This is a genomic window from Hymenobacter seoulensis (genome assembly GCF_054780535.1).
In genome coordinates this window covers 1,323,070-1,335,629 of sequence record NZ_BAAGWD010000002.1, presented here as the reverse complement: position 1 = coordinate 1,335,629, position 12,560 = coordinate 1,323,070, and the positions used below count along the sequence as shown (strand labels likewise).

At 56.5% G+C, this 12,560-nt stretch carries 12 protein-coding genes; 4 read left to right on the top strand and 8 right to left on the bottom strand.

All coding sequences use genetic code 11. The features are described 5' to 3' along the window. Positions 1-21: 21 nt before the first annotated feature. Positions 22-450 (bottom strand): hypothetical protein, encoded by a 429-nt coding sequence (locus tag ACYVHC_RS13520; RefSeq protein WP_460614261.1) that lies wholly within the window; start codon positions 448-450, stop codon positions 22-24. Positions 451-625: 175 nt separating this feature from the next. Between ACYVHC_RS13520 and ACYVHC_RS13515 the strand changes: the two genes are divergently transcribed. Continuing rightward, positions 626-1,777, top strand: a complete 1,152-nt coding sequence (locus ACYVHC_RS13515) for a flavin-dependent monooxygenase (protein WP_460614260.1) — start codon at positions 626-628, stop codon at positions 1,775-1,777. Here the strand turns inward: ACYVHC_RS13515 and ACYVHC_RS13510 are convergent. Together ACYVHC_RS13510 and purE are read right to left on the bottom strand one after the other, a co-directional pair. Continuing rightward, complete coding sequence (locus tag ACYVHC_RS13510) at positions 1,760-2,935, bottom strand: endonuclease/exonuclease/phosphatase family protein (RefSeq protein ID WP_460614259.1); 1,176 nt, start codon at positions 2,933-2,935, stop codon at positions 1,760-1,762. The genes ACYVHC_RS13515 and ACYVHC_RS13510 overlap by 18 nt on opposite strands. 101 nt (positions 2,936-3,036) lie before the next feature. Continuing rightward, positions 3,037-3,594 carry a 5-(carboxyamino)imidazole ribonucleotide mutase gene (gene purE / locus ACYVHC_RS13505; protein ID WP_460614258.1) on the bottom strand — a complete coding sequence of 186 codons (558 nt, stop codon included), beginning with the start codon at positions 3,592-3,594 and terminating at the stop codon, positions 3,037-3,039. A 150-nt stretch (positions 3,595-3,744) separates the two neighbouring features. Here purE and ACYVHC_RS13500 point away from each other — a divergent pair, with 150 nt between their 5' ends. Together ACYVHC_RS13500 and hemE are read left to right on the top strand one after the other, a co-directional pair. After that, positions 3,745-4,371: a MarC family protein gene (locus tag ACYVHC_RS13500; RefSeq protein WP_460614257.1), complete on the top strand. Its 627-nt coding sequence runs from the start codon at positions 3,745-3,747 to the stop codon at positions 4,369-4,371. A gap of 549 nt (positions 4,372-4,920) precedes the next feature. Then, the gene (gene hemE, locus ACYVHC_RS13495) at positions 4,921-5,946 is read left to right on the top strand and encodes a uroporphyrinogen decarboxylase (protein ID WP_460614256.1); all 1,026 of its coding nucleotides are present in this window, start codon (positions 4,921-4,923) and stop codon (positions 5,944-5,946) included. A 69-nt stretch (positions 5,947-6,015) separates the two neighbouring features. Here the strand turns inward: hemE and ACYVHC_RS13490 are convergent, their stop codons facing one another. The 5 genes from ACYVHC_RS13490 to ACYVHC_RS13470 form a co-directional block, all read right to left on the bottom strand. Beyond that, positions 6,016-7,035 carry a bifunctional heptose 7-phosphate kinase/heptose 1-phosphate adenyltransferase gene (locus ACYVHC_RS13490; protein WP_460614254.1) on the bottom strand — a complete coding sequence of 340 codons (1,020 nt, stop codon included), beginning with the start codon at positions 7,033-7,035 and terminating at the stop codon, positions 6,016-6,018. Between the two features lie 129 nt (positions 7,036-7,164). Then, on the bottom strand, positions 7,165-8,385 hold the full coding sequence (locus tag ACYVHC_RS13485) for a pyridoxal phosphate-dependent aminotransferase (RefSeq protein WP_460614252.1): 1,221 nt from the start codon (positions 8,383-8,385) through the stop codon (positions 7,165-7,167). An 89-nt stretch (positions 8,386-8,474) separates the two neighbouring features. Continuing rightward, entirely contained in the window at positions 8,475-10,466 is a 1,992-nt protein-coding gene (locus tag ACYVHC_RS13480; protein ID WP_460614251.1) for a glycosyltransferase, read from the bottom strand. 203 nt (positions 10,467-10,669) lie between these two features. Then, on the bottom strand, positions 10,670-11,284 hold the full coding sequence (gene recR, locus ACYVHC_RS13475) for a recombination mediator RecR (RefSeq protein WP_460614250.1): 615 nt from the start codon (positions 11,282-11,284) through the stop codon (positions 10,670-10,672). 99 nt (positions 11,285-11,383) lie between these two features. Further along, positions 11,384-11,665, bottom strand: coding sequence for an ATP-dependent Clp protease adaptor ClpS (locus ACYVHC_RS13470; protein WP_460614249.1), 282 nt, complete (start codon positions 11,663-11,665; stop codon positions 11,384-11,386). Between the two features lie 263 nt (positions 11,666-11,928). Here ACYVHC_RS13470 and ACYVHC_RS13465 point away from each other — a divergent pair, with 263 nt between their 5' ends. Beyond that, complete coding sequence (locus ACYVHC_RS13465; RefSeq protein ID WP_460614248.1) at positions 11,929-12,486, top strand: hypothetical protein; 558 nt, start codon at positions 11,929-11,931, stop codon at positions 12,484-12,486. Positions 12,487-12,560: the final 74 nt, after the last annotated feature.

Below are 12,560 nucleotides of genomic sequence, written 5' to 3'. Positions count from 1 at the left end.
AGGCAGCGCTAGGGCTAGTACTTACGGCAACTGCCGCAGCCACGCAATAGCAGCAGCCTCATCCTCAAACAGGCGGTAAATCAGGCTCGATTCGCGCGCTTCATTCATCACCAGATTCATGGAAAGCCGCGCAAAAACATCGTGCGAGAGCAGTACGGCGCCATAATAGGGCTTGCCAGTAATGGAGGTGCGCTGAAGCCAGTTTTCGGTAATCCAGAGGCGCTCCTCTTCCGTGAACGCCGCCATGGCACGCTGGTCGCCGAGGATTTTATGCCAGCTTCGGCGCTGCAACAGTTCGCTCGCTTTGTTGAGGAATGTTTGCAGCTCAGCAAAATTTCGTTTGCCGGGGTGATATTGCACTATCAAATAGCCATCTGTATGCTCTAGTAAGCGCCCCGACGGATTCTCAAAGTACAATTGCAATTTAAATTGAGTAGTAGATCCGGGCATGGAAAGGAGAGCAGGAGGAAAGGACAACGCTGTACGTAGGCAAAGTTCAGCTAATGTGATACTAGTTACCTAATAATATGACACAAAATACACGTAGCCCAACAGTAGAGCCGCTTTTTCATTGATAATCCTGTTATATCCCTTTATTCCACTACCCTGCCCAACTCTTCAAACTATGGCTGACTTTCTGATTGTAGGTGCCGGAATTGGGGGGCTAGCCACAGCCCACGCCCTGCTCCGGCAGGGCCACAAAGTACAAGTTGTGGAAGCGGCTCCGGAGTTGCGCGAGGTAGGAGCCGGCGTAGTACTGGGGGCCAATGCTATGCGTGCCCTCAGCAGCCTGGGCTTACATGAGGCCGTGCAGCCGCATGGCGCACCGGTTATAAGCCTTGATCTGCGTGACCAACACGGCCGCCTGCTTCAGGCAGCCGATACTACGGCATTTACTAGCCAGCTCGGCTTCGACAACCTCGGCCTGCACCGCGCGGCCCTGCAACACGCCCTGCTAGCCGGCTTACCAACTGACACCGTACGCCTCCGGTGCGCATTCGACCGCTTTGAGACTTCCGCGGCTGGTATCACGGCCTATTTTGCCGACGGCAGCTCCTTGATGACCGATGCCTTAATTGGGGCTGATGGAATTCGCTCGAGGGTTCGGCGCCAGCTCTTGCCTAGCACGGAGCCGCGATATGCTGGCTACACCTGCTGGCGAGCCGTAGTTGATGCCCGTGAGCTGCAGTTGCCTGCGGGAGAATCGTGTGAGATGTGGGGGGAACGGGGCCGACGGTTTGGCTACGTACCCGTGGGCCAGGGGCGCGTGTACTGGTTTGCCTGCCTGAACAGCGCGAAGCCGCGAAACCCCAAATACCAGGCCTATCGGGCGGCAGATTTGCGGCGCGAATTCGCCGGCTTCCAGGCCCCCGTTCCGGCACTACTGGATCTGACCCACGATGATCAGCTGCTCTGGAATGATATTCTGGACCTGAAGCCGCTACGGCACCTAGCGTATGGGCGCGTGCTGCTCCTCGGGGATGCCGGCCATGCTACTACCCCCAATATGGGCCAGGGCGCCGGCATGGCCATTGAAGACGCGGCAGTACTAGGCCAGTGCATAGCGCAAACCCCTGACGATGTAGCGGCCGCTTTCCTGCAATTTGAGCAGCGCCGCCTGAAGCGTACCACCCGCGTAGTACAAACCTCCTGGCAATTGGGCCGGGTCGGACAGCTCGAGAACCCTGTGCTTACTACCCTGCGCAACGGCCTGATGCGGCTGCTACCTGCCGCGGTGAGCCGAAGCCAGATGGCGTGGCTATATGATGCCCTTTAGCATCTGGCGGGCCTGCACCAGCTTTTCCTGTTTGCGCTTTTCGTCGGCGGCCTCCTCAGCCTCTTCTTCTACTTCTTCCTCAAAGCCTTCCTTAATCTTCTCTACGGCCTCCTCGTGGTCATCGGCGTCAGCCTGTTCGCTGTTTTCTTCCTGTATCTCCTTGTCATGCGGCTCATAGCTGAGCTTAATGTAGATAGGAAAGTGGTCGGAGCCCACGTACGGCAGGCGCTCCATATCATCTACTTTGAAATGTGCTGACACGAATACATGATCGAGGGGCCAGCGCATCAGGTGATAATCGGCGTGAAAGGTAGGCAGCAGGCCACGGCCCACGCGTGGGTCCATGAGGCCACTGATGCGGCGAAACAGCTCCGACGTGTGCGACCACGCCACATCGTTCATATCCCCGAATACAATGGTGGGCTCATCGTTTTTATCGATGGCTTTGCCCACCAGCAGCAGTTCCGCGTCGCGCTTAGTGCTGGTTTTCGACTCGGCTGGTGCTGGTGGTTTCGGGTGCAACCCATATATCCGCACCTTGGTCTGGCCATCGGGCAGCTCAACCAGCGTATGCACCGAGGGTACGTCATCATCCAGCAGGTACTTTATTTCGCAGCCCTGCAGCGGCAAGCGCGAAAAGAACAGCAGGCCATAGGTATTATCCAAGGGCTCATGGCAGGTGTAGGGGTGCGTTTCCTCCAGCGGCTTTAGCTGCTCCAGCCACCAAGCATCGGTTTCCACTGCCATAATGATGTCCGAATTCGTTTCCTGGAGCACCTGCAGGGCCTTTTTGCCTTGCTTGTTGTACTGCAGCACGTTCATCATGGTCAGGCTCAGGTGGCGACGGCCATCCTTGTGGGTACTATCACCGACCTGCTTTTTGGCTACCGGCGTGTACGGCAGAATCCGGAAAGCCTGGTACCCGATGGCCACCGCTACCACTCCTAGCAGAATGGGGCCCCGGTACGTGTCATCTACCGGCTGGTGCCACTTCAGCAAGAAACCCAAGCCTAGCACCACCGCCAACAGGCCCACAATCTGGAGGCGCGGAAAATCGAAAACCCGAATCCACCAGGCGGTTTCACGCAGCAGGGGTAGTAGCGTTGCAATCAGGCTCAACACTACCAGCAGCAGCGTGAGGCCATGGGCAAATTGCAACCAAAGGGGAACGTCGAGGTCTGGCACTGGAGGAGAGGTGGGTGTGGAAAATCAGGGGCGGGCAGAGTCAAACAGAAGTATTCCGATACAGTCTACTAGGCTCAATCATCATTGAAACCACCTTTACGAAGCTCCTCAATTGTACGCATAACTTTATCTTTCAGCGAAGTCCGGTACTTTTCCAGCACATCGGTGAGGCGGGCGTTGCTCAGGGCCAGAATTTGGGTAGCCAGCACAGCCGCGTTGGCGGCACTATCTAGGGCCACGGTAGCCACAGGCACGCCCACCGGCATCTGCAGCATCGAGAGAATAGAGTCGAGGCCGTGAAAGGAGGTAGTGGAGTTGATGGGCACCCCAATCACGGGCAGCGTAGTAAGGGAAGCCACCATGCCGGGCAGATGCGCGGCTCCGCCCCCACCGGCAATAAGTACCCGTATGCCACGTTTGCGCGCCGTTTCGGCGTACTCAATCAGCCGATGGGGCGTGCGGTGGGCCGAAACCAGGGTAATTTCGTAGGTGACGCCAAACTGCTGCAACACCTCCGCAGCGGCCGACATTATTTTCAAATCGGTTCGGGAGCCCATAATAATGCCCACTAGCGGCGTATCATGAGGAGCAGGAACATCGGCCGCGGTAGCGGCGGGAAGTGTGGTATGCATGGAAGAGAGTAGCAAACAGGACTAACCTGGCCGGGATTGGCTTCTACGAGCGTACGCAGCGGCGGTTGAGCCTATAAACATAGCATTTTCCCTGTTTGCTGATTCTCAAAGGCTCGTACCTTTACCCAGTACCGCTGTGCTTTTCTGCGAATGGAAATTCTCGTTGCCACCTTTACTACCCTCTTCTCGGTCGTGAACCCATTTGGGGCCATGCCCGTGTTCCTGACCCTAACAGAAGAAGACTCGCCCGCTGAACGCGCTAATACCGGCCTGCGAGCCTGTTTTTATATGGTTGGGGTGCTGTTGGTATCGTTTTTTGCGGGGCAATATGTCCTGCGGTTTTTCGGCATCAACATTCATCACCTGCGCATTGCCGGCGGCATTTTGCTTATGCGCTCCGCCTTCGATTTACTTACGCCCGGCGGTAACCGCGCCAAGGTTTCGGATGCCACCCTGGAAGAAAGCCGCCACAAAGATGATATCAGCTTCACGCCGCTGGCCATGCCCATGCTGTCGGGGCCAGGCTCTATGGCCGTGTGCATTGGCTTGTTTACCGAGAAGCTCAGCATCCTGGATATGGGCATGATTTCCCTGGGCTTCGTGCTGGTAGCGCTGGCCGCCTACATCATCCTCATGTCGTCGTTGCGCCTGACGCGCTTCCTAGGCCGGCCCGGCATGGCAGCCCTGGCCCGAATCATGGGCTTTATTACGCTGGCAATTGGCGTCAATTTCCTGGCAACGGCTATTGTTGCGTTGTTTCCAGGGTTGAGCCGATAGTAGCTTCTGCTATGAAATCAGCCAGTTATCTATTCTTATGCCTTTGGCTATACGGCTGTAATAGTCCAGCTCTACCGTATCGAGAGGCGCCAATAAAGTCTTATCCTGTCCGCTTTTACGTTGAGAACGGTAGTGAGTCGCAGTTGGCTACTGATCTACGCATAGAGTGGGACACGACGGTAGTAGCACAAGATACTTTTCGCTACACAGGAATTGCGGACAACCCTGACATATACAGCTTGTTGGCTAAGGCTGGGCTACATAGAGTTAAGGTCACAAATAATAAGAATGAGCTAGTTCGGGATACAACTATTATGGTCGATACCCTTACCCATGTTTTTATCAGTTTCGTGTATAAAAAGCTGGATGAAGCTGCTTTACAAAGGATTCGGAAACAGCATCCACCGGAAGATCAAGAATGGGTGATAAATAGGTTATCTGAACCAAAGCGCTTGGTCACTTATGTTATGAAAGGACCTATTTCTATCCCTTGACCTATAGGATTCAATACTATTTCTCAAATCAAGACGGCCTATCTTTGCGGCAGTTATGCTGAAGAACGACCTCCTCCTCCGTGCCGCCCGTGGCGAAGAAACTGAGCGCACCCCCGTTTGGCTTATGCGCCAGGCTGGCCGCATCCTACCCGAATACCGCGCCCTGCGCGCCCGCCTCAGTGGCTTCAAGGAACTGGTAGAAACTCCTGAACTAGCCGCTGAGGTTACCATTCAGCCCGTTGATGCGCTGGATGTAGATGCCGCCATCATCTTCTCCGATATTCTGGTGGTGCCCGAAGCCATGGGCCTGACCTACGAGATGATAGAAGCCCGCGGGCCGCTGTTCCCTGAAACTATCAAAACCGCGCACGACGTAGCCCGCATGCGCATCGCTGACCCCGAGGAGCACCTGGGCTACGTACTGGAAGCCATTCGGGTAACCAAACGCGCGCTTAACGGCCGCGTACCGCTCATCGGTTTTGCCGGCGCCCCCTGGACGATTCTGGCTTATATGGTGGAGGGCCACGGCTCGAAAACGTTCAGCAAAGCCCGCCGCATGCTCTACACCGAGCCTGAACTGGCCCACGAGCTGCTACGCAAAATAACGGCTACAACCATTGCCTACCTGCGCGCCCAGGTGCAAGCCGGGGCCAACATTATTCAGGTATTCGACTCGTGGGCCGGCATTCTGCCGCCCGCGCACTATAAGGAGTTTAGCACGCGCTACATTGCTGAAATATGCGCGGCTATTCCGGAAGTGCCGGTAACTGTATTTGCTAAAGGCGCTTTCTGGGCCGTGGAGGACTTTGCCCAGCTGCCCTGCCGCACCATCGGCCTCGACTGGAACCAGGACCCACGCACCGTGCGCCCCCTAGTAGGCGACAAAACCCTGCAAGGCAACCTCGACCCATGTGCTCTCTACGGTACTCCGGCCCAGGTGCGCGCCGCTACCCTCCAGATGCTCGACCAGTTTGGCAAGCACCGCCACATTGCCAACCTAGGCCACGGCGTGTACCCTGATACCAATCCCGATAACGTGAAAGTCTTTATTGAAACAGTAAAGGAACACAGCCGCCGGTAAGTGTACTGGCCATAAAAAAAGCGTCCGGCTGAGTTCAGTCGGACGCTTTTTTTATATGTACTAGCCTGCTTATAATGCCAAACCGGCCTCTTCAGCCTCGGCCAAAAGCAGCTGCTTTTCAATGGGCACCACACCTACCTGCTCGCACACCAGCCCACCACCTAAGTTGGCCAGCGCGGCGGTTACCGGCGCCGATAGACCTAGGGCCACGCACAGCGCCGCAATGCTGATAACGGTGTCGCCGGCGCCCGATACATCAGAAATAGTGCGCAAATGGGCCGGGATGTAGGTGCGCTCTAAGGCGCCATTTTCTACAAATACCCCGCGCTCCGAGAGCGTAACCAGCACAATTTCCGGCACCAGCAGCTCGCGCAGTTTGGCTACGGCATTCTCGAAGTGCGGACGGTCGGCATCGGTGTCGCCAAATTCCAGCTTCAGGCCTTCGCGCAGCTCTTTCAGGTTGGGCTTGAACAGGGTGCAGAAACTATAGGCCAGAAAGTTCTTTTTCTTGGGGTCGACTACAGTTGGGATATTGAGGTGCCGCGCCAGCCCGATAAAGTGCTGAATGCTGGCTTCGTTCAGTACCCCCTTGTCGTAGTCCTCGAAAATGACAACGTCGGCCTTGCTCAGCAACTGCTCGAAGCGGGCGGTAAGCTCGGCGTTTTCGGTTGGGTTTAGGTTGGTTTCTACCTCGGAGTCGATGCGCAGCAACTGCTGACCGTGGGCCAGAATGCGCTGCTTCACGGTAGTTGGCCGGTATGAGGAACGCACAATGCCCTCAGCGGAAAGGCCTGAGGTCTGGAGCAGCCCTAGTAGCTGGTCGCCGCCCTGGTCATCGCCGATTACGGCGCAAAGCAGCGGCGTTGCGCCCAAGGCCTGAACGTTCAGGGCTACGTTAGCGGCCCCGCCCAAGCGCTGCTCAGTACGACTCACGTTCACGACCGGCACCGGAGCTTCCGGCGAGAGGCGGGCCGCCTTGCCCCACACATAGGCATCCATCATCACGTCACCCACAATGAGCACCGTGAGGTGGTTGAAGGCGGCAAATAACTCAGGTAGGGAAGCAGGTAGAACGGCAGCAGCAGGCATTACGGCAGATTCAGGGTAAACGAAGCCGCAAAGGTAGCCTGCAAGCGCGAACTTTGCAGGCAACCAGCGCCGCCCAAACGTGGGGCACTGTAACTACAAAGTCCGCGCTGCACTAGGTGTCTTTTTGGGTTAAACCAGCTTAGCCAGGCTGTTTTTGATGCGAATAAACGCTTCGCGCAGCTTTTCATCGGCGGCGGCCGTGCTGAATCGGATGCAGTTGGGTGCGCCGAAAGCGCCGCCATCTACGGCCGCTACGTGCGCATCATTGAGCATGAACATGGTCAAGTCAGAGGCGCTGTTGATTACCTCGCCGCTCGGGGTGGTTTTGCCGAAGTAGCCCGTCACGTCGGGGAAGATGTAAAACGCACCGCTTGGCGTAGGCGTGCGGAAGCCGGGAATGTACTTCACGAGCTCTAACACTAGGTCGCGGCGGCGGCGGTAGGCAGCCACCATCTCGTCGGCGGAGGAGCGACCACCTTGCAAGGCGGCCAGAGCCGCACGCTGCGTAATGGAGCACGTGCCCGAGGTAATCTGGCTTTGCATTTTCTCGCAGGCGCTGGCAATTTCCTTGCGTGCTGCCAAGTAGCCCACGCGCCAGCCCGTCATGGCATAGCCTTTCGAGAAGCCGTTGACGGTGATTACGCGGTCCTTCACTTCCTCAAATTGCGCCAGGCTGGTGTGCTCGCCCACGAAGTTGATGTACTCGTAAATCTCGTCGGCCAGCACGTACACCTGCGGGTGGCGAGCCACTACCTCGGCAATAGCCTGCAACTCCTCGCGCGAAAACACAGCCCCCGTGGGGTTGCAGGGGGATGAGTACATAACCAGCTTGGTACGGGGCGTAATGGCGGCTTCCAGTTCGGCGGCCGTCACTTTGTAGCCGTTTTCCAGAGAGCCCATCAGCTGTACCGTCGTGCCCTCGGCCAGCCGCACCATCTCTTCGTAGCTTACCCAATACGGCGAAAACACAATCACCTCGTCGCCGGGGTTTACCAGGCTCAACACGGCATTGGCCAGGGCCTGTTTGGCACCGGTGCTTACTACTATGTTTTCGGGCTTGTAGTCGAGGTGATTATCGCGCTTAAACTTGTCGCAGATGGCCTGGCGCAGATCGGGGTAGCCGGGCACGGGGGTGTAGAAGGTGTAACCCTCATCCAGCGCTTTCTTGGCGGCGTCCTTGATGTATTGCGGCGTCTGAAAATCAGGTTCTCCGAAGCTTAAGCTAATCACATCTACGCCCTCGGCGGCCAGCGCACGGGCTTTTTTGGCCATGGCAATCGTCTGCGACTCCTGCATGGCATTGATACGATCAGAGAGAATTAGGGGCGCGAGGGCAGTAGCTTCAGACATGGGAATTGGGTGGTTAGGGACGGCCGCAAAAGTACGCGGAAGGTACGGAGTGTCGCGCTAATTTCGCTCTTGCTGGCGGCACCCGCTAGCTAGCTTTCCCGGCCCAACCACCGGAAGCGGCGCAAAAGCAAGCGCATATCGGTGCTGGGGGCATAGTCCTTGGCATAGAGCAGCTCCAGGCGCCGGCGCGTAGGTTCAGTTAGGGCCGCGGCTTTGGTGCGGGTTGCTTCAGCAGGTGAAATGATGGCGCGAGCACCACGGCCTGGGTCGGCGGCATAGCGGAGGCCCACCCACGTGCGGAAGCCGCTGAGCACGCGCAGGCAGTTGCGCAGAAAGCCGGCTTTGTGTTGCTGCGTCCAGATGATGACAGGCGCGGTAAAGAGCAGCAGCAAGCTCACCCCAATATCGAGCAGGCGCTTGTTGCGCACTTGCGCGGGCCGGAACAGGTTCAGGGTGATATCAAGCGCATAATAGTTGCCAGGCGAGTTGCGGCCCGAGCTGCCAATGATGTATTCGCTGCCCTGCGGTAGGATTTTGTAGGCTACTGGCGGCTGGCTGTTTAGCGTTACCATCAGCTCAATGATCTGGCTGGCCGATAAGTCGCGGCCACAGAAAATCAGCTCGTTCAGGCCATAGATGCGGATAATATCATCCAGTTGGCGCACCTCCCCTAGTAAATCATCCGGATGCGTGCCGGCGGTTGTTTCCGATTCATTGGGCTCAATGTAGCCGATTACCCGCGCCGGTACGCCGGTTTGATCCAGTAGCTGCCGCACCCGCCGGCTTTCGGCCTGAGAGCCTACAATGGCTACGTTTTTCAGGTAATGCGTGGAGAGGCTGAACTTGCGGTAGCGAATGAAGTTGAACACCAGCTGCCGCGACAACAGGGCGGTTGCAGCCCACACGCCCCCTAGTACAATCAGGGCTTTGGAAAAGCGCCAGGCATCGAGAAAGTTGCTGAACGCCGAAATAAGCACTGTGCCCACAAACACCCCGCGCACAATACGACCGGCGCGGGTGGGCTTATCGTAGGCCCCACTGAAAAACGCCGACAGCAGCCACACGGCAATGTATACTGGCACGGCTACTTCCAGGTAGTTGGCCGGGTACGGTTCGTTTACGTAGCGGTGGTTTTGCTCCCAGTACGTTTTCAGAAAGTACATGCCGGCGTAAATCAGGCCCGCATCCAGTAGCACTAGGGCCGCCTGCATCAGCAAGCGTTGCACAATGGCCGCGCCGGCCCGAATCCAGATGGCCAGGTTAATCAGGAAGCTAAACGTGCCGGCCTGCTCGGCGGCAAAGTGCTTCCGCGCAAAAATCACCATGGCCCGATAAAACACGAACACATAATTTACGCTGGTGCGCCGGGTGCTTTCGCCTTTGTAATGAATGATGCGCGTGCCGGGGTAGTAATAATTTTTCCAGCCGCCCTGCGTGAGCCGGTACGAGAGGTCAATATCCTCGCCGTACATAAAGTAATCTTCATCCAGCAGCCCTACTTGGTCTAGGGCCGTTTTGCGCATAAACATAAACGCGCCACTGAGCACTTCCACCTCGTGCGTTTGCTCGGGGCTCAGGAAACCCAAGTGGTAGCGCCCAAACCGCCGCGACTTCGGAAACAGCTTAGAAAGCCAGAAAATCTTGTAAAACGCTACCCACGGCGTGGGCAGACTGCGCTTGCTCTCGGGCAGAAATTTGCCTTGCCCGTCCAGCATCTTCACCCCTAGCCCACCGGCCTCAGGGTGCTGCTGCATAAACTCGCAGCACAACCGGAACGTGTTTTCCTCTACTACGGTGTCGGGGTTGAGCAACAGCACATACTGGCCGCGCGCCTGGGCTAGGGCTTGGTTATTGGCTTTCGAGAAGCCCAGGTTCTCCTTGTTCTCGATAAGAATTACCTCCGGAAAGCGCGCCTGCACCATGGCTACCGAGCCATCCACGGAGTTATTATCCACCACGAATACCTCCACTGGCTGCCCAAACTTTTCTATAGCCCACCGTACCGACAGCAGCGCCTGCTCCAGAAAGAAGCACACGTTGTAGTTAACAATAACGACGGACAGCGTAATGGTGGGCGGCACAAGAAAAAGGCAAATACCACGAAAGGTACACAGAGTGCCGGTTAATGTTGAGGTGGCGCAACGCAAACCAGCTGGCAAAAGTACTAGGCCCCGAAAAACAATAACCCCCTGACACTCGGACAAGCATCAGGGGGTTATTGTTTTTCGGGGCTTAATAGTTTCGAAGATAGCCTGAAAATGCGCCTGCGGTTGCTTTAGCGCGGTTACCGCGCTTGGCGCTGGCGTTCTACAATGCTGCGGCCCAGGGTAATTTCATCGGCGTATTCCAGCTCCCCGCCCATCGGGATGCCGCGGGCAATGGTGCTGACGTTGAGCTCGGGCAGGTCGCGGAGCTTACGGGAAAGATAGAATGCCGTGGTGTCGCCTTCCATGGTGGGGCTGATGGCCAAAATCACTTCTCGAATTTCCGAACCGTCTTTGGTTACGCGCTCCACCAACGAGTCAATGGTTAGGTCACTAGGCCCGATACCCTCGATAGGCGAAATCACGCCGCCCAGTACGTGGTACATGCCCTGGTACTGCGCCGTATTTTCGATGGCAATTACGTCGCGGATGTCCGATACCACACAAACCGTGCTTTGGTCGCGGAGCTGGTTGGCGCAAATGCTGCACACCGGCGTATCTGAAATATTGTGGCACGTATCACAGTACCGAATCTCGAAGCGCATTTTGGCCAAGGCCTCCGCCAACGTAGCTGTAGTATCAGCTTCGGCCTTCAGCAGGTGCAACGCCAGCCGCAACGCCGTTTTTTTGCCTACCCCCGGCAGCTTCGACAACTCGCCAACCGCGTTTTCGATCAGTTTGGAAGGAAATTCCATTCAGTTTGTAAGTAGTTCGTGTTTAGTTGCCTGTTGTCAGGACGGACGTTGGCGTGCAGCGTACGGGAACGCCCCTACCTAACAACTACCTCCCGACAACTAAATAACATCGGCCGAGATGCCCCGGTCGTGAATGGCGGTGCACATGCCGGCCAGCTCGTCGTAAGAGCCGTGCTTTACGGTGCACTGGCCTTTATAATGAATCAGCAGCGTGCACTGCTCTGCCTGCTCCGGCCCGTGGCCACACACATCAATCAGCGTTTTGATAACGTGGTCGAAGGTATTGATGTCATCATTGTACACGATCAGGTCACGCACATCGATGGTTTCTTCCAGGAGCAGAACGTCCTCGTCGTACTCGATTTGTGGATTGGTGTTCATGGCACAAAAATACGGAGAAACAGGCAGAAAGCCGGATTTCTTAGTTTGACTCGGCCTAGTATAACCCGCTGAAAGGCTGAATCGTTTCCCGGTTTCGGAAAGATTATAGCTGAAAAATACGCTGGTAGCCTGCTAGGCCTCTTGTGTTGCTAAAGTGTGCGGAACCTGGCCGCTGCACTTGGCGGGTCAGTTCATTTTTGCGTTCCGTACGTACTTTTCCTGTTCTATTCTTCCGTTCCGCTCTATTTGCCTCCCTTCTGCTTATGCCTGTTCCGTCCGCTGAGTTCAAGCGCGCCCTCAAACGCCTGTCTGACAAAGAGAAGGAAGCCCTGCTCCTGCGCGCCGCGCGCCGCGACGCCGAGCTCTACGATACACTCTGCTTTGAGCTGCTACCCGACGTGACCAGCGAAACCGTGTTTGAGCAAGCCTCCGATCAGATTCATGAGTTGTTTTCGGTGGGCGCTACCGGCCGCCTACTCAACCGCAGCCTCACCAAAGCTCTCCAGAAAGCCACCAAGGAAGTAGCCCGCGCCCGCCGCATCACCAAAGACAAGCGCCTGGAGGTAGATCTGAACCTCTACACGCTACGCCACATCTTTGAAAACTATACGGGCCAGTTTGAGAGCGTGTACGCGGGTTTCTATACCAGCACGGCCCGGTTGGCGGCGCGCACTACCCAACTGATTCTGCAGAACCTGCACGAAGACCTGTGGCTGGAGTACAAAGCCGAGGTTGATGACTTTTTGCAGCAGTTACACGCCCGCGCTAAAAGCCGCAGCCTCAAGTTTGAGCTACCCCGGGAGTTGGAGCTGCCCGACTAGGTAGCGTTTCCGCTTAAACCCAAAAAGCCCCGCCAACAGCTGTTGACGGGGCTTTTTACTGTTTCGGCACCTAG

Coding starts and splice junctions, on each gene's coding strand:
- ACYVHC_RS13485 (WP_460614252.1), bottom strand. CDS start 8,385: ATGTCTGAAGCTACTGCCCTCGCGCCCCTAATTCTCTCTGATCGTATC.
- ACYVHC_RS13515 (WP_460614260.1), top strand. CDS start 626: ATGGCTGACTTTCTGATTGTAGGTGCCGGAATTGGGGGGCTAGCCACA.
- ACYVHC_RS13470 (WP_460614249.1), bottom strand. CDS start 11,665: ATGAACACCAATCCACAAATCGAGTACGACGAGGACGTTCTGCTCCTG.
- ACYVHC_RS13500 (WP_460614257.1), top strand. CDS start 3,745: ATGGAAATTCTCGTTGCCACCTTTACTACCCTCTTCTCGGTCGTGAAC.
- ACYVHC_RS13490 (WP_460614254.1), bottom strand. CDS start 7,035: ATGCCTGCTGCTGCCGTTCTACCTGCTTCCCTACCTGAGTTATTTGCC.
- hemE (WP_460614256.1), top strand. CDS start 4,921: ATGCTGAAGAACGACCTCCTCCTCCGTGCCGCCCGTGGCGAAGAAACT.
- ACYVHC_RS13465 (WP_460614248.1), top strand. CDS start 11,929: ATGCCTGTTCCGTCCGCTGAGTTCAAGCGCGCCCTCAAACGCCTGTCT.
- ACYVHC_RS13520 (WP_460614261.1), bottom strand. CDS start 450: ATGCCCGGATCTACTACTCAATTTAAATTGCAATTGTACTTTGAGAAT.
- recR (WP_460614250.1), bottom strand. CDS start 11,284: ATGGAATTTCCTTCCAAACTGATCGAAAACGCGGTTGGCGAGTTGTCG.
- purE (WP_460614258.1), bottom strand. CDS start 3,594: ATGCATACCACACTTCCCGCCGCTACCGCGGCCGATGTTCCTGCTCCT.